The following is a 15,987-nucleotide window of genomic DNA, read 5'->3' on the forward strand; positions in this document are numbered from 1 at the left end:
TTCCTGGGTTTGGTTCACCGATGAAATGAACCCAACCAACCGTCCCGGAAGCGGAGTTGGGGGCTCCGTCACTCTCAAGGGTGACGTTCCGTAGTCAGTTTGCGCCGGAACGTAAAGCCGCTCTAGGTTCGCGGCAATAGAACGGCCCCGGTCGGTGCGCCAACACCGGCTCCGAGGCCTAGTCCTACGATCGATCGAAGGTCGACCGTGGCTTACGCCAAGCCTAATGCTGCCCTCCCCTCCCCGTCCCACCCGATGGCCAAATCGGGGTACGGGAAACGCCTCGCGGGTGACGCGGAACCGGACACCGAGCCCGACTTCGCACACTTGGGCCCCCGCGACGCCGAGTTCGCGACGTTCGTCGATCACCTGCCCGACGGGGCGGCGATGGGGCACAAGGTCCTCGCCGCCGAACACCCCCGCTACGGCCAGCAGGCCACCCGCACCTCCCTCAGGCGTCTCACCGAGGCCGGCCATCTGCGCTGGGTCAAGGAACACATCACCGTCGAGGACAACTCGATGCGGTGGGTGACCAGGACGTACTGGTCACGGGAGCCCAAGACCCGTAAGTGGTGGGCCGAGTTCGTGCGCTCCCGGCACGGGCGGGACGTCACCGATGCCTACCAGCCGGGCCTGGCGAGGGTGTCCGAGCCGGTGCCGGAGCCGGAGGTGGCCAAGAATCCCGCCCCCGAGCCCAGCGCAGCGCACCGCACCCTCGCCCAACTCCGCACCGCCGACCGCCGCATGGCCCTCTCCGAGGCGGAGTGCACGCAGCTCGCGCCCCGCGCAGCGGAGTGGCTGGAACGAGGCGCCACCCCCTCCGACATCACACGCGCCCTCACCGAAGGGCTGCCGCCCACCGTCACCAACCCGGGCGGTCTCGCCCGCACCCGACTGGAGAACAAGATGCCCCCCAAGCGTCAGGCCCCCGCCAAGGCCCGCGCCCGCGTCACCCGTGCCGTCATGATCTGCCCGTTCTGCGAGGAGCCCGAGACCTCTGTCGAGCTGGTCGACGGGATCTGCACGGACTGCTGCCCCCAGGAGGAGCGGTCCGGGTACATCCCGGACACGTTCCTCGCACGGCCGTCGAGCCCGTCGAGCCCGTCGAGCCCGCGTCCGGCCGGATACGACGACGTGGTGGACGTGACCGAGAGAGTCGACGCGCTGCGTCGTGCGGCGGGGCTCAAAGGGATGACGCCATGACCTCCGACGCCGCGGCGCGGGCACAGATGTCCGCCGAGGACTTCGAGGACCTCGCCCACGGGGCGCCCGAGACGGTCACGCTCGAACTCATCGACGGAAAGCTGGAGGTCAAGCCCGTGCCGGACGGCAACCACGGAGAGATCGTCATGTGGCTGCTGCGGCAGTGCATGCAGCAGCGCCCCGAGCTCGGCCTGTACTCCGGGCGGGGAATGGCGATCGCGGGCCGCCTGGGGGACCGGGCCAGGCCGGACGGGGCGCTCGCGCCGATCGGCACCTTCGCGGGGCAGGGGGACTGGGCGGAGCCGAGCGGTGTTCTCATGACCGTCGAGGTCACCTCGCGCGACCAGGACATCGACCGGCACGAGAAGCGTCGTGGATACGCCCGCGCCGGCATCCCGGTCCACCTTCTCGTCGACCGGGACAGTGGCACCCTGACCGCATTCAGCGACCCGCACGACGGCGACTACCGGCGGAGCCCCGCATACGCGTACGGCGCCGCCGTCGCGCTCCCCGCCCCCGTCGGCATCACCCTGCACACGGAGCAGCTCAAGAACTACACCGCCTGAGGCCCCCGGCCAGACCCTGTGACGCGCCCCACTTTCCGGAGTGCAGTGCTCCGAACCGGGCATGTGCCAAGCCGAGCGGTCGGAACGTACGCCCCGAAGAGCGGGAACGTACGCCTGCGGTGATCAACTTGTGAGCGGGACATCTCACGATGTGATATCAGCGAGGCGAATTTCGGCCGCTCGTTAGACTGAGCCGACCGCAGTAGTGCGGTGACAGACGGACTGAGCGAGGAGCGCACGTGGGCCTTGTCGTGCAGAAGTACGGAGGCTCCTCCGTAGCCGATGCCGAGGGCATCAAGCGGGTCGCCAAGAGGATCGTCGACGCCAAGAAGAACGGCCACCAGGTCGTTGTCGTGGTGTCGGCGATGGGTGACACGACGGATGAGTTGATCGATCTCGCCGGACAGGTATCCCCGATCCCTGCCGGACGCGAATTCGACATGCTGCTGACCGCCGGTGAGCGGATCTCCATGGCCCTGCTGGCCATGGCGATCAAAAACCTGGGCCACGAGGCCCAGTCGTTCACGGGCAGCCAGGCCGGCGTCATCACCGACTCCGTCCACAACAAAGCGCGGATCATCGATGTGACCCCGGGCCGCATCCGGACCTCGATCGACGAGGGCAACATCGCCATCGTCGCCGGGTTCCAGGGCGTCAGCCAGGAGGGGAAGAACATCACGACCCTCGGGCGCGGCGGGTCGGACACGACCGCGGTCGCCCTCGCCGCCGCCCTCGACGCCGAGGTCTGCGAGATCTACACGGACGTGGACGGCGTCTTCACCGCCGACCCGCGTGTGGTCAAGAAGGCGCGGAAGATCGACTGGATCTCGTTCGAGGACATGCTGGAGCTCGCGAGCTCCGGCTCCAAGGTGCTCCTCCACCGCTGTGTGGAGTACGCACGCCGTTACAACATCCCGATCCACGTGCGGAGCTCGTTCTCCGGGCTGCAGGGCACATGGGTCAGCAATGAGTCGAGTCAGCAAGGGGACCGCACGGTGGAGCAGGCCATCATCTCCGGTGTCGCGCACGACACCTCCGAGGCCAAGATCACGGTCGTCGGCGTGCCCGACAAGCCGGGCGAGGCCGCCTCGATCTTCCGCGCCATCGCGGACGCCGAGGTCAACATCGACATGGTCGTGCAGAACGTGTCGGCCGCCTCGACGGGCCTGACCGACATCTCCTTCACCCTTCCCAAGGCCGAGGGCCGCAAGGCCATCGACGCCCTGGAGAAGACCCGGTCGGCCATCGGCTTCGACTCTCTTCGGTACGACGACCAGATCGCGAAGATCTCGCTCGTCGGTGCCGGGATGAAGACGAACCCGGGCGTCACCGCGACCTTCTTCGAGGCGCTCAGCGACGCCGGCGTGAACATCGAGCTCATCTCGACCTCCGAGATCCGCATCTCGGTCGTCACCCGCGCCGACGACGTGAACGAAGCCGTGCGTGCCGTGCACACCGCCTTCGGGCTCGACTCCGACACGGACGAGGCCGTCGTCTATGGAGGCACCGGCCGATGAGCCGTAAGCCGACGCTCGCGGTCGTCGGAGCGACCGGGGCCGTCGGCACCGTCATGCTCCAGATCCTGTCGCAGCACGCCGACATCTGGGGCGAGATCAGACTCGTCGCCTCCCCGCGCTCGGCCGGCCGCAAGCTGGCCGTGCGCGGGGCGGAGACCGAGGTCCTCGCCCTGTCCGAGGACGTCTTCGACGGGGTCGACGTCGCCATGTTCGACGTACCCGACGAGGTGTCCGCGCAGTGGGCGCCCGTCGCCGCCGCCAAGGGCGTCGTCGTGGTCGACAACTCCGCCGCCTTCCGGATGGACCCGGACGTTCCGCTGGTCGTCCCGGAGGTCAACCCGCACGCCGCGCGCGTGCGGCCGCGCGGCATCGTCGCCAACCCGAACTGCACGACGCTCTCGATGATCGTGGCCGTCGGCGCGCTGCACGCCGAGTTCGGCCTGCGCGAGCTGATCGTCTCCTCGTACCAGGCGGTCAGCGGGGCGGGCCGCGACGGCATCGACACGTTGCGTCGCCAGCTGAACCTCGTCGCGGGCAGCGAACTGGGCACCAGCCCCGGTGACGTACGCCGTGCCGTGGGAGACGACACCGGCCCCTTCCCCGAGCCCGTGGCGCTGAACGTCGTGCCGTGGGCCGGATCTCTGAAGGACGACGGCTGGTCGTCCGAGGAGATGAAGGTCAGGGACGAGTCGCGGAAGATCCTCGGCCTGCCCGGGCTCCGCGTCGCCGCCACCTGCGTGCGCGTGCCCGTCGTCACCACCCACTCCCTGACCGTCCACGCGCGCTTCGAGGACGAGGTCACCGTCGACCGGGCACGCGAGATCCTCGCCACCGCGCCCGGCGTCGTCCTGTTCGACAATCCGGCAGCGGGGGAGTTCCCCACCCCCGCCGACGTGGTCGGGACCGATCCGACCTGGGTCGGCCGGGTGCGGCGCGCCCTGGACGACCCCACCGCGCTGGAGCTCTTCGTCTGCGGGGACAACCTGCGCAAGGGCGCCGCGCTGAACACGGCGCAGATCGCCGAGCTGGTGGCCGGGGAGTTCACGGCCGGCTGAGTCGAACAACCGCCTAGAGCGCGCGGATTGGTACATACCACCCCACGGGCGAGCCCTTTGTGGGATCTGTGTAAGTTCTGTGTCCAACTCGGTGGTCGTGGACGCTTGAACTGGATCATCTCCGCGTTCGAAGATTCGCGTCTGATCACTGCAACCGGCGGCGAGGCGGGGGGCGTCTTTAGCGGTTGCCCTCAGGGGCGGCCCGAGCGCCGGGAAAAATTGGGGCATAGGGGAAGAGCTGGTACGCATGGGGGCTTTTGATGCATCGTCACAAGCGGTGCCCGCGCGACATGCCGCAAACGCGATGCCGGATGCGTACAACCCTGATGGGGGGAAGCGTGTCCAACAAGCGTGGCAGAGGTACTCGACTTCACAGCGGTTCAGGCGAGAGGCGCGGCAGCGCTGCGTCCTGCTCGTCGTCCCCGCGCGACCGGCGGCATGCCGGTGATCGCACCCATGCCCGCGGCGCGGCCGGCCCGTCTGCCGGCGCAGCGCGAGGGCGTTGACGACGCCATGACGATGACCGCGGGCACCACAGTCGATCACCTCACCGAGACCTATCGCGCCCACTACCGGTCGCTGCTCGGCCTCGCCGCGCTGCTTCTCGACGACACGGCGTCCTGCGAGGACGTGGTGCAGGAGGCGTTCATCCGGGTGCACTCGGCCCGCAAGCGGGTGCGTGACCCGGAGAAGACGCTCGCCTATCTGCGTCAGACCGTGGTCAACCTGTCGCGGTCCGCGCTGCGCCGGCGCATCCTCGGGCTCAAGCTGCTCTCCAAGCCGATGCCCGACATGGCGAGCGCGGAGGAGGGGGCGTACGACCAGCTGGAGCGCGACGAGCTGATCAAGGCGATGCGCGGCCTCCAGCGGCGCCAGCGCGAGGTCCTCGTGCTGCGCTACTTCGCCGACATGACCGAGGCGCAGGTCGCCGAGACCCTGGGCATATCCCTGGGCTCGGTGAAGGCGTACGGCTCGCGTGGCATCGCGGCCCTGCGGGTCGCCATGGAGGCCCCGGCATGAGTGAGCGCAAGCGTGATGAGCAGGGCGGATTTGAGCACCATGGCAGGAACGGAAACGTGAACCACGGTCCCGACGACGGCCCCGGGCCGGACAGCGGACCCGAAGGGTCCGGTGCTGAGGACGGTCTCGGCTCGGAGGACGCCTCCCCGGAGGACGGCCCCTCTCCGGAGGGTGAGCTCGGCTCTGCGGACGGGCGGGGCCCCGCAGCTGGGCTTCGGGCCGTCGGCGGCCTCGGCTCCGCGGGTGAGCCCGGCCGGGAGGACACGCTCGGCGCCGACGAGCTCGCGCTGCGGCGGCTGATGCGCCAGGCCGTGCAGGAGATCGAGCCGGGTGAGCGCGCCCTCGACCACCTGCGGCAGGCGGTCCCCGCCCGCCGGGCCCGCAAGCGCCAGGCCGTGGTCGGCATCGCGGCCGCCGCGCTCTTCATCGGCACCGCGGTCCCCGCCCTGGTGCACGTCACCAACTCCAAGGGCGATTCGAACGACCGCCCCTCGATCGCGGGCAACAGCCAGGACGCGCAGGGCGGTTCGACCCAGGGCAAGGACCGGGACCGGGACTCGAAGGGATCCGAGAAGAAGCCCGACAAGTCCAAGAGCAAGGACAAGAAGGGCAAGAAGGACAAGAAGGACGGCAAGGCGAAGGGCGGCACGGGCGGCGGCGGTACGGGAGCCCCCGACCCTTCCACCTCCGAGGCCGCCAGCTCGCCGGTCTGCGACGCGGCCCAGCTCGGCGCCACGGGCAGCACGAACCCCGCGGACACCGGCGGCTCGGTCTACGGCTCCTTCCGCGTCTCGAACGTCTCCGACAGCAGTTGTACGGTCGAGGCCGCGGGCGCCGTCAGCGCGGTGGCGCAGGGCGCGGCCGACCCCACGAAGATCGTCGTGGTCGACCACACGGCGGGGGACGCGGCGCTCGGCCTGCCGGACCCCTCCCAGGAGGCCAGCCCGCTCGTGCTCCAGCCCGGCGCGGCGTACGAGGTGCGGTTCGCCTGGCTGCCCTCGGACAAGTGCCCCTCGGACGGCGGCGAGCCGACGCCCAACCCGTCGCCCTCGGAGGGCGGCGGCAGCGGGACCCCGGGCGGCGGAACGCCCGAGGGCATGGAGACCCAGCTGGGCCGGGCGGACGGCGGTGTGGCCGACGGCAGCGTCCTGGTCTCCCTGACCGCCGAGGCGGGAGCCCCGTCGGCGGCGGCCACGATCCCGAACGCGTGCGCGGGAACGGTGTACCGGACGGGCGTACTGCCCGCTTCCTAGCCCTGCCTTCTCAGCCCTGCGGCCCGGCGGTCTGGGGCTCTGCGGCCTGCGGTTCCGCAACCTGGGGCTCGGCGTGCAGGCCCAGCCGGGCGTCGCGGGCGAACTCCGCCTCGCGGCGGAACAGCCGGAACCACATGAAGACGACGAACCCGGCGAAGACGAACCACTCACCGGTGTAGCCGAGGTTCTGGAAGGCCTTCAGGTCGAGACCCGTGTTGTTGGGCGCGGACGCCGGCACCGCCTTCATCCCGGAGTCCCCCTTGTCGAGGGTGATCCACGCGTCGTACAGGTCGTCGCGTACGAGGTTGACCAGTGACGCCGAGCTGATCGCACCCAGCTGGCCCTTGGGCAGGCCCCCCGCGGCGCTCACGCCGTTCGACCCCGGGCTCTCCGACGCCTGAAGCGCCCCGGTCACCGTGACCTCGCCCTTGGGGGCGGCCGGCGCCTTGGCGGCGCTCGCGTCACCGGGAAGCCAGCCGCGGACCACGGGCAGCGACTTGCCGTCGTCCGTGCGGAGCAGGGTCAGGACGTAGAAGCCGCGCTTGTCGTCGAGCTCCCGGTCCGGCACGAGGAGCTGTGTGCCGTAGCGACCGGTGGCCGTGGCCTGCTCGCCGGAGGTTTCCTTGTCGACGGGCAGCAGGGAGGCGAGGGGACGCCCCTCGGCGTCACCGCGGGCCTCCGCGGCCTGATCCTCGACCTGCTCCTTGGCGGACTCGTGGTCCTGTACGCGGTCCTCGAAGCGGCCGAGCTGCCAGGACCCCATGAATATGCAGAAGGGGATGGCCAGCACGACGAAGACGTTGATCCCCCACCAGCGGGGCGTCAGCAGAAACCGGTACACACCCCCAAGGTACGGTGCCGCCACGCCCCGCCGACCCGTGGGGTCCACCCCACCTCACTCCCGGACGCACGCGGCACAGCCGCAGGACATATCGGTCACGCCCCCATGGGGCATACCGATCACGCCCCCAGATGCCGCTCCGCGAAGTCCAGCTCCAGGGCCACCTGCTTGATGCGCTCGTCCACGACCAGCGACCCGTGGCCCGCGTCGTACCGGTACACCTCGTGGGTGGCGCCCCGGGCGGCGAGGCGGTCCACGTAGTTGTCGATCTGGCGGATCGGGCAGCGCGGGTCGTTGACACCCGCCGAGATGTAGACCGGGGCCTTCACGTCGTCGACGTACGTCAAAGGGGACGACGCGGCGAAGCGCTCGGGGACCTCCTCCGGTGTGCCGCCGAAGAGCGTGCGGTCCATCGCCTTCAGGGCCTCCATCTCGTCGTGGTACGCCGTCACGTAGTCCGCGACGGGGACCGCCGAGAGACCGACAGCCCACGAGTCGGGCTGGGTGCCGAGGCCGAGGAGGGTGAGATAGCCGCCCCAGGAGCCGCCCGACAGGACCAGGCGGTCGGGGTCGGCGAGCCCCGACGACACCGCCCACTCCCGCACCGCTGCGATGTCCTCCAGCTCGATGAGGCCGACGCGGTGCTTGAGGGCGTCCGTCCACTCTCTGCCGTAGCCGGTGGAGCCGCGGTAGTTGACCCGCACGACCGCGTACCCGTGGTCGACCCAGGCCGCCGGGCCGGCCGCGAAGGAGTCGCTGTCGTGCCAGGTGGGGCCGCCGTGCACCTCAAAGACGGTGGGGAGCGGGCCGGAGGAGCCCGCGGGCCGCTGCACCAGCGCGTGGATGCGGCCGCCGGGCCCGTCCACCCACACGTCCTCCACCGGCACGGACTTCGGCGCCTTCATGCCGGGCGGGTCAAGGACCACGCCGCCCGCCGTGGAGCGGACCACCGGCGGCTCGGCCGCCGACGACCACATGTACTCCACGCTGCCGTCGGGGCGTGCCGTCGCGCCCGAGACGGAGCCCGCGGGCGTCTCGATCCGCACCAGCTCACCGGAGGCGAAGTCGTACCGGAAGAGCTCGCCGCGAGCCTCGAAGCCGTGCGCGATGAGCAGCGCGGAGCCGTCCGGATACCACTCGGCGCTCACGTCACCCGGCAGGCCCAGCGCGAGGTCGTCCTCCTCGCCGGACGCGACGTCCCACACCATCGGCTCCCAGCGGCCGCGCCGCTGGTGCCCGACGAGGAGGCGCGTGTCGCCGTCGACCGGCGCGAAGCCGAGGACCTCAAGGCCCAGCTCGACCGTGCCGCCCTTGGTGTCGTCGAGCTCGGCGACCGTCGAACCGTCCGGCCGGATCACGCGGAGCGCGGAGTGCATCGCGTCACCGTGCTCCGTGTGCTCTACGGCGATCAGCGATCCGTCGTACGAGAGGTCGCCCACGCCCGCCGACTCCCGGTGGCGGTACACCTCGACCGGGCCGGTGTCGCCAGGGCGTACGACATGGATCGTCGAACCGTCCTCGTCCGTCGAGCGGCCGACGACCACCGTCCCGCCGTCCCTGCCGAGGGCGAGACCCGCGGGATACGAGGCGGCCAGGCCCGGCACCGCCGGCTCGTCGGCGCCGCCGCCGAAGGGCTGGCGCAGCCAGACGCCGAACTCGTCGCCGTCCTTGTCGTCGAACCACCAGATCCACTCGCCGTCGGGCGACAGCGCGCCGTCCGTCGTGCCGTTCGCCCGGTCGGTCACCTGGCGCTGGGTGCCGGTCGCCCTGTCCCAGGCGTACAACTCATATGTCCCCGTCGCGTTCGACACGAACAGGGAGCGCTCGGGGGCGTCCTCCGCCCAGTCGGGCAGGGAGACGCGCGGCGCCCTGAACCGCTTCTCCCAGTCCGGCATGGCGCCCGCCACGCCCGCGGTCTTCTCCGCACCCGTCGCACCCGCACCCGCAGCGTCCGCACCTGTCGCGCTCGTCGCACCCGTCTCGCTCATGCCCTCCATACTGCCTGGCCCCGCCGACAATCCGCTGGCGGGATTCCCCAGCCTGTGGATAACTTTCCGGCCATGTACTCCCCGACGCCCGCCGACTGGCGCGAGACCAACCGGAAACGCTGGGACGAGCGCGTTCCTCTGCACCTCGCCAGCGACTACTACGACCTCGACGCGTTCCGCGCCGGCAAGGACCCCCTGCGCGACCACGAGCTCGCGGAAGTGGGCGACGTACGGGGCAAGTCCCTGCTGCACCTCCAGTGCCACATCGGCCTGGACACCCTGTCCTGGGCGCGCCACGGAGCGTCCCGCGTGGTCGGGCTCGACTTCTCCGAGCCCGCCGTCGAGGCGGCCCGGGAGCTCGCCGCCGAGCTCGGTCTCACTCCGGAACAGGCCACCTTCGTCACCGCCGACGTGTACGACGCGGCCGAGGCGGTGCCCGACTCCTCGTACGACATCGTCTACACCGGAGTGGGCGCGCTCGGCTGGCTCCCCGACATCCGGCGCTGGGCCGAGACCGCCGCCTCGCTGGTCGCCCCCGGCGGCTTCCTCTACCTCAACGAGTTCCATCCGCTCACCGACGTCCTGGACGACGCCACGGGCTCCCGCGTCGAGCACGACTACTTCGCGCGCGACGCCTGGGTCGACGAGACGCCCGGCGGTTACGCGGACACCGTCACCCCCACCGTCCACAACCGCACCGTCGAGTGGCAGCACCCGATCGGCGACGTGGTCTCGGCGCTCGCCGCCGCGGGGCTGCGCGTCGAGTTCCTGCGCGAGCGCGACCAGACACTCTTCGCGCGGTTCGGCGCGCTGGAACTCCGCGACGGCACCTACCGATTCCCGTCGGACCGGCCCCGCATCCCGCTCATGTACTCCCTGCGGGCGAGCAGGGCACGGGACGAGTGAGCGTCAGGGCAGGGGAGAGGGCGGCCGCAGCCAGCCTTCCTGGTCGGGCGCGAACTCGCCCAGCTTCGTCCAGTCCCACGCCTGGAGCACCTCCCGGTTCCGGTCGTCGTCCGGCTTGAGGACGGCGACGACGACATCGGACGTGTGCCGGGTGAGGAGCAGCGTCCGAAGACGGGAGGCGAGATCCGAGCCACGCTCGGCGGGCGCCACCATCAGCTCGCTCAGCAGGAACACCCGCCCAGAAGCGGTCTGTTCCGAGACCGTCGGGGGCAGGACGCCGCTGAACCTCTCCCACCACGTCCCGCTCCGCTCGGCGCGGTATCCGTAGAGACAGCCGACCAGACCCGCCGAGTCGGCCACGACCATGTCGAAGTCCGTCTGCTGCACGTCCTGTTCGAAGCGGTGCAGAAACGTACGCCGGTCCCCGAACCCGGCGCCGGCCATGCCGCGACAGGACTCTACGTAGAGATCGGCCAAGGCCTCGCGCTGCATCTCCGCCTGCCAACGGCTCAGTCGCCGCAAGAACACCTCTGGCATGTACGCCTCCCGCCCCGCCCTGCTGAGGGCAACTCCCCCCGCACCCTGGACTCCGCATCGTGTCAGCACGGAACGGCGAGGGGAACGGGTCGACAGGCAGGACCAATATGCTTAACCGGCGGACCGCTGGGCAGGTGGTCTGGTGACGTACCCCCGCCGCCCCCCACCGAGCGAAGGTGAACTAGTGAGGACCCCCACACAGTTGACTGCAGCACCGACGCTTGAGGAAGCGCGGGCTGCGGCCCCCTGGGAAGAGACGCCCAGCAGTGAACTGCCGTGGGTCGAGGACGCGGGGAGCGTCGCCCCCAAGGACGCGCGGGCCCTGTCGAAGATCTTCTTCGACCGGCTCCAGCACCTCGAAGAGGGCACGCACGAGTACCAGTACGCACGCAACACCCTGATCGAGATGAACCTGTCGCTGGTGCAGTTCGCGGCCTCCCGCTTCCGCGGCGGCAGCACGGACATCGACGACATCGTGCAGGTCGGCACCATCGGCCTGATCAAGGCCATCGACCGCTTCGAGCTGTCCCGCGAGGTCGCGTTCAGCACCTTCGCGCTGCCCTACATCACCGGTGAGATCAAGCGGTTCTTCCGCGACACCACCTGGGCGGTCCACGTGCCGCGCCGCCTCCAGGAGCTCCGCGTCGACCTCGTGAAGGCCAAGGAGGCGCTCGGCGCCGAGCTGGACCGCGAGCCCACCGTCCGGGAGCTCGCCGACCACCTCGGACTCACCGAGCACGAGGTCAACGACGGCCTCGTCGCCTCGAACGGCTACACCGCCGGGTCCATCGACGTCCCCCTCAGCCAGGACGACGGCTCGAAGGGCCGTGACTACGCCGACATCCTCGGCGAGGAGGACCCCGCACTCGACCTCTTCGAGGACCTGCACGCCCTGGCGCCCCTCGTCGAGCAACTGGACGAGCGCGAGCGGCACATCATCGAGATGCGCTTCGGCCAGGAGATGACGCAGGGGCAGATCGGAGAGGTGCTCGGGGTCTCCCAGATGCACGTCTCGCGACTCCTGACCCGCACCCTCGCCAAGCTGCGCTCCGGACTGCTCACCGAACACTGAGCCGACGGTCCCTCAGCGCAGGCGACGGGACTTGTGCGACTCCACCCTGAGGCGTACGTCGGCGTCCAGGGCGCGGGGTGCCGTCGCCGCCCGCGCCTCCGCCACCGTGTGCCGGGCGAGCAGTCGAAGGACCGTCTCCGGAGAGCTGTCCGGCAGCAAAACCAGGGTGATGCGGGCGCGCAGCCGCCGTGAGTTCCCCCGCAGGCGTACGCGCGCGTCGGCCACGCCGTCGATGGCGCGGGCCCGCTCCGCCATCGCCGCCGCCAGCGCGGTCCCGGAGAGCGTCACATCGGGCTGCCCAAGGGACAGTTCTCGTACGCGCCCGCTGCGCAGCTGCGCCACGGCCCACCCCAGGAACAGGAGTACGCCGACGGAGAGCCCGGCGATCACCAGCGGCGTCCACCAGCCCTGATCGCGCCACCTGCCGAGGTCCCGCCCGTCGAGCCACACCCTGTCGGCGCCGAGCCGCGGCCAGCCCGACGGCAGCCGCTCGCGGACGCCGTCGGTGGCCGACGCAAGGGCGGCTCCGGCGCCGAGGAGCGCCACGGCCACACAGAGCAGGGCCGTGCGGTTGGTGCCGCTACGGAGTCGGCTCATCGGACACCGCTTTCCGGAGTCGAGTCGCCGTCTGCCGGCAGCACCGGCACTTCCTCCTGCGCGGGAGCACGCCAGGCCGGCTCGGGGCGCAGCCGGACGCGGAGACGTGGCGGCCTGGCCACCCCGCACGCCGTCAGGGCCCGCTCCGCCGCCTCCGTCAACGCCCGGCGCGCGTCCTCCTCCCGGCCGAAGGCGAGCCCGGCACGCACGCGTGCCCTGCGGCGGCCGACATCGACCCGCACCCGGGTGATGCCGGGCAGCTCCGACACGGCGTCCCGCAGCAGCGACGCCATCGCACGCCGGTCGAGGACCGCGTGGACGCCCGGCAGCGGTGGCCGCATGGGGAGCCGCCCGCGACGCCCCGGCGTGACGGCGAGGACCAGCAGCCACACACCGAGGCAGAACACGGCGAACGCCATCGCCGCACCCGGCCAGACGCCGCTGTCCGGGCCGTGCGAGGTGAGCCACCCCATGAGGTCGGCCCGCCACCGGGCGGTCGGGCGGTCGGCCGTGCGGACGGCCAGCACGTCGTACAGGAAGACGCCGCACACCACGGCGGCGGCGAATGAGATGACGGCGACGGGCACCCGCCGCGAGGACCACGGCCGCCGAGCCCGACCCGTCGCGCCTGCCTCGGCCGAAGCGCCCTCCTCCGGAGCGCCCGTCTCCCGTAGGCACAGCTCCCGTACCCGCACCCGTGCCGACGGCACGGCGAGCCCGGTGAGCCGCGCCGTACGGTCGGCGACATGGGCCCGGACGCGTTCGCCCGCGTCGTCGAGGACCGCGGGATAGGGCAGCGCCACGGTGACGTCGACCCGGGCCCGACGGCCGCGTACGGACGCCGAGCTCCGGGTCGTCCGCACCTCGCCGGGCGCGAGCGCCTCCGTGGCGGCCTGCCCGGCGATGCGGCGCACCGCGCGGTCCGCGACGGTCGTCGAGCCGCGGTCCGCCGCCGGCGTGCTCATCGGCGCCCCCGGTCACGGCCGCTGAGGAAGCCCCGTATGTCCGTGCCGTCGTCGACGAGGCGCCCCGCGACGAAGCCCACCGCGCCGAGGGCGGCGACCAGGAGGAAGGCGCCGAAGCCGCCGAACCACCCGGCGAACCCCAGCGCCATCCCGGCGATCAGGCCTACCAGAGCTGTGCTCACCACTCACCTACTCCACACGCGTCTCGCCGGCGGAGTCCGAACCGTCGTCGTCGGGCAGTCGTACGTCGTTGACCGCGACGTTGACCTCGACGACCTCCAGTCCGGTGATGCGCTCCACGGCCGCGATGACGTTCTCGCGCACGTCGTGGGCGACGTCGGTGATGGGCACGCCGTACTCGACGACGATGTCCAGGTCGATCGCCGTCTGCCGCTCGCCGACCTCGACCTTCACCCCGCGCCCGACATTGGGCCTGCCACCGGGGACCCGGTCGCGGACGGCGCCGATGGTGCGGGAGAGCCCGCCGCCCATGTCGTACACACCGGGGATCTCACGCGCTGCCGTACCGGCGATCTTCACCACCACCACGTCGGCGATGGAGGTCTTCCCGCGGGTCGCGGCCGGCTCGGTCGCCCCCGTCCTGCCCACTACGGTGGTGCTGCCCGGCACGGCCTGGTGCGGGGCACCGGTGAGGCCCTGCTCGCCGCCACCGGAGGCGGCGGTCTTCGAAGTGATCTCCTGAGTCGCCATGGAGCCATCTCCTCGTCGTCAGTGACTGCGGGCCGAGTGCCCGGCCCCGCGCCTTTCTGACACCGGAGCGGAGGATTCGTTACGCGTCCCGGTGGAATTTCTTCTCCCGGCGGCCCCCGCACCCGCGTCGCGTAACGCGGGCGCTCGCCATGTGTCGTAGGAGTACGACCTGAGTGAGAGGAGCCGCGTGTGCCGGGCGACCCGGACAGAGCGCCGGCCGAGGCGGACGACTCCGCGCGGTCCGACGACGGACTGCTGGCGGTGCGGGCCGCGGAGGGCGACGAGGAGGCCTTCGAGGTACTCGTGCGCCGCCACGCGCCGGGCCTGCTGCGGCTCGCGACACGGCTGCTCGGCAGCCGCACGGAGGCCGAGGACGCGGTCCAGGAGTCCTTCGTGAGCGCCTGGCGCAAGGTGCCGGAGTTCCGCAGGGACGCCCAGTTCGGCACGTGGATGCACCGCATCGTCACGAACCGGTGCCTGAACGTCCTGCGGGCCCGCCGCCCCGCCGTCGACCTGGGCGACGTGCCCGAGCCGCAGGCACCCGAGCACGAGGCCTCCCCGGCGCGGGTCGCCGAGGCGCACGCCGCCGTGGCGGAGCTCGGCCGGGCGATGGAGGGGCTCTCTCCGGAACAGCGCGTGTGCTGGGTGCTGCGCGAGCTCAACGGCCTCGCCTACGAAACCATCGCCGAGACGGTCGGCATCAGTCCGGAGGCGGTACGGGGCCGCGTCTTCCGGGCGCGGCGCTATCTCACGGAGGCGATGGCCGCATGGCGTTGAACGAGGAGAACGAACTGCTGCCCTGCGGCCGCGACGTGTGGAGCGTGTGGGAGCGCGCGGAGAACGGCGAGGCCGACCCGCACGCCGCCGCCTGCCCGCACTGCGCCGACGCGCGGAACACGCTGCGGCGCCTGGAGGACGTCGTCGCCGCGGCCCGCGAAACGGACCCGCGGGAGCCCGAGCCCGACGCCTCCGCGCTGGTGGGGCGCGTCATGGACGTGGTGCGCCTCGAACTGCGCCCCGGCCGCACGCTGCCGCTGGGCGAGGAGGACGAGGACGCGTGGATCGTGGAGGCCGCGGCCGCGAGGACCGTCCGGGCCGCCGCCGAGTCCCTGCCGGGCGTGCGGGCGGGCAGCTGCCGCATCGAGGCGCTCCCCGAGGAGGGCCGCACCGACGCGGCGGGACGCCATCCACGCGGACCCGTGCGGATCCGCACGGAGGTGGCGGTGGCCCTCACCTGGCATCTCCCGGAGGTCGCCGAGCGGGTCCGCCAGCGGGTCCTCGACGCGGTGGACGCCGAGCTCGGCATGAGGGTCGCGACCGTCGACGTGACGGTCGCCGACATCATCGACGACGCCAGCGACGCCGACGGCACTGACGACGCCGTCGACGACAGCGCGGAGAGGCGGCACCCGTGACGGACCGACGTACTGCCAATGAGCTGGCCGAGGCCGTCCAGGAAGCGGTGCTCGGCACGGCCGGCGTCGCCTTCCTGCGCCCCGGCATCGCCGAACTCCTCCGCGTCACCACCCCGCTGACCAGGCGTTCCTCTGCGGTCCGCGTCACCCGGGACAAGGGTGCCGCGGCGTGGCACGCCGAGATCTACGTCGTTCTGCGCCGCGGGTACCGGTCCGTGGACGTCACCCGGGAGGTGCGCGCCGCCGTGACCGGGACGCTGCAGCGGATGACCGGCGAACCGGAACCTCCGCGGGTCACGGTGACGGTGACCGGACGCGTATGAGAGTCACACGCGGATTCA

The 15,987-nt window shown here is 71.6% G+C and carries 18 protein-coding genes; 11 read left to right on the forward strand and 7 right to left on the reverse strand.

Annotated elements, in window-relative coordinates:
• The first annotated feature begins 255 nt into the window (after window positions 1-255).
• The 6 genes from ACZ56E_RS31945 (at window position 256) to ACZ56E_RS31970 (ending at window position 6,614) form a co-directional block, all read left to right on the forward strand.
• Window positions 256-1,203: a hypothetical protein gene (locus ACZ56E_RS31945; RefSeq protein WP_471219500.1), complete on the forward strand. Its 948-nt coding sequence runs from the start codon at window positions 256-258 to the stop codon at window positions 1,201-1,203.
• Complete coding sequence (locus ACZ56E_RS31950; RefSeq protein ID WP_471219502.1) at window positions 1,200-1,769, forward strand: Uma2 family endonuclease; 570 nt, start codon at window positions 1,200-1,202, stop codon at window positions 1,767-1,769. The genes ACZ56E_RS31945 and ACZ56E_RS31950 overlap by 4 nt, the downstream gene beginning before the upstream one ends.
• Before the next feature lie 239 nt (window positions 1,770-2,008).
• Window positions 2,009-3,286, forward strand: coding sequence for an aspartate kinase (locus ACZ56E_RS31955; RefSeq protein ID WP_468608197.1), 1,278 nt, complete (start codon window positions 2,009-2,011; stop codon window positions 3,284-3,286).
• Window positions 3,283-4,341 (forward strand): aspartate-semialdehyde dehydrogenase, encoded by a 1,059-nt coding sequence (locus ACZ56E_RS31960; protein WP_398302198.1) that lies wholly within the window; start codon window positions 3,283-3,285, stop codon window positions 4,339-4,341. The genes ACZ56E_RS31955 and ACZ56E_RS31960 overlap by 4 nt, the downstream gene beginning before the upstream one ends.
• 351 nt (window positions 4,342-4,692) lie before the next feature.
• Entirely contained in the window at window positions 4,693-5,361 is a 669-nt protein-coding gene (locus ACZ56E_RS31965) for a SigE family RNA polymerase sigma factor (protein ID WP_471219505.1), read from the forward strand.
• Entirely contained in the window at window positions 5,358-6,614 is a 1,257-nt protein-coding gene (locus tag ACZ56E_RS31970) for a hypothetical protein (RefSeq protein ID WP_471219507.1), read from the forward strand. Before ACZ56E_RS31965 ends, ACZ56E_RS31970 begins: the two co-directional genes overlap by 4 nt.
• 10 nt (window positions 6,615-6,624) lie before the next feature.
• On the opposite strand, the gene ACZ56E_RS31975 is transcribed toward ACZ56E_RS31970, so the two are convergent.
• Window positions 6,625-7,455 carry an SURF1 family protein gene (locus ACZ56E_RS31975; RefSeq protein WP_471219509.1) on the reverse strand — a complete coding sequence of 277 codons (831 nt, stop codon included), beginning with the start codon at window positions 7,453-7,455 and terminating at the stop codon, window positions 6,625-6,627.
• A 119-nt stretch (window positions 7,456-7,574) separates the two neighbouring features.
• The gene (locus ACZ56E_RS31980; protein WP_471219511.1) at window positions 7,575-9,443 is read right to left on the reverse strand and encodes a S9 family peptidase; all 1,869 of its coding nucleotides are present in this window, start codon (window positions 9,441-9,443) and stop codon (window positions 7,575-7,577) included.
• Between the two features lie 72 nt (window positions 9,444-9,515).
• Between ACZ56E_RS31980 and ACZ56E_RS31985 the strand changes: the two genes are divergently transcribed.
• Window positions 9,516-10,349 (forward strand): class I SAM-dependent methyltransferase, encoded by an 834-nt coding sequence (locus ACZ56E_RS31985; RefSeq protein WP_468608207.1) that lies wholly within the window; start codon window positions 9,516-9,518, stop codon window positions 10,347-10,349.
• Between the two features lie 3 nt (window positions 10,350-10,352).
• Here ACZ56E_RS31985 and ACZ56E_RS31990 read toward each other — a convergent pair whose 3' ends face one another.
• Window positions 10,353-10,886, reverse strand: a complete 534-nt coding sequence (locus ACZ56E_RS31990) for a GNAT family N-acetyltransferase (RefSeq protein WP_471219513.1) — start codon at window positions 10,884-10,886, stop codon at window positions 10,353-10,355.
• A gap of 202 nt (window positions 10,887-11,088) precedes the next feature.
• On the opposite strand from ACZ56E_RS31990, the gene ACZ56E_RS31995 reads away from it, so the two are divergent.
• A complete protein-coding gene (locus ACZ56E_RS31995; RefSeq protein ID WP_471219514.1) occupies window positions 11,089-11,958 on the forward strand; it encodes an RNA polymerase sigma factor SigF in 870 nt (289 codons plus the stop codon).
• Between the two features lie 12 nt (window positions 11,959-11,970).
• On the opposite strand, the gene ACZ56E_RS32000 is transcribed toward ACZ56E_RS31995, so the two are convergent.
• From ACZ56E_RS32000 to ACZ56E_RS32015, 4 genes are read right to left on the reverse strand one after another with little or no spacing between them, the layout of a single operon-like run.
• On the reverse strand, window positions 11,971-12,555 hold the full coding sequence (locus ACZ56E_RS32000) for an Asp23/Gls24 family envelope stress response protein (RefSeq protein WP_471219516.1): 585 nt from the start codon (window positions 12,553-12,555) through the stop codon (window positions 11,971-11,973).
• Window positions 12,552-13,520, reverse strand: coding sequence for a DUF6286 domain-containing Asp23/Gls24 family envelope stress response protein (locus tag ACZ56E_RS32005; protein WP_471219517.1), 969 nt, complete (start codon window positions 13,518-13,520; stop codon window positions 12,552-12,554). The genes ACZ56E_RS32000 and ACZ56E_RS32005 overlap by 4 nt, the downstream gene beginning before the upstream one ends.
• Entirely contained in the window at window positions 13,517-13,702 is a 186-nt protein-coding gene (locus tag ACZ56E_RS32010; protein ID WP_468328887.1) for a hypothetical protein, read from the reverse strand. Before ACZ56E_RS32010 ends, ACZ56E_RS32005 begins: the two co-directional genes overlap by 4 nt.
• Before the next feature lie 7 nt (window positions 13,703-13,709).
• Window positions 13,710-14,231, reverse strand: coding sequence for an Asp23/Gls24 family envelope stress response protein (locus ACZ56E_RS32015; protein ID WP_471219519.1), 522 nt, complete (start codon window positions 14,229-14,231; stop codon window positions 13,710-13,712).
• A gap of 189 nt (window positions 14,232-14,420) precedes the next feature.
• Between ACZ56E_RS32015 and ACZ56E_RS32020 the strand changes: the two genes are divergently transcribed.
• The 3 genes from ACZ56E_RS32020 to ACZ56E_RS32030 are packed head-to-tail and all read left to right on the forward strand — an operon-like array spanning window position 14,421 to window position 15,969.
• Window positions 14,421-15,008, forward strand: a complete 588-nt coding sequence (locus tag ACZ56E_RS32020) for an RNA polymerase sigma factor (protein WP_468608217.1) — start codon at window positions 14,421-14,423, stop codon at window positions 15,006-15,008.
• On the forward strand, window positions 14,999-15,646 hold the full coding sequence (locus ACZ56E_RS32025) for a hypothetical protein (protein WP_471219524.1): 648 nt from the start codon (window positions 14,999-15,001) through the stop codon (window positions 15,644-15,646). Before ACZ56E_RS32020 ends, ACZ56E_RS32025 begins: the two co-directional genes overlap by 10 nt.
• A complete protein-coding gene (locus ACZ56E_RS32030; RefSeq protein WP_471219527.1) occupies window positions 15,643-15,969 on the forward strand; it encodes an Asp23/Gls24 family envelope stress response protein in 327 nt (108 codons plus the stop codon). The genes ACZ56E_RS32025 and ACZ56E_RS32030 overlap by 4 nt, the downstream gene beginning before the upstream one ends.
• The last annotated feature ends 18 nt before the right edge of the window (window positions 15,970-15,987 follow it).

The organism is Streptomyces sp. NPDC039480 (assembly GCF_055597165.1).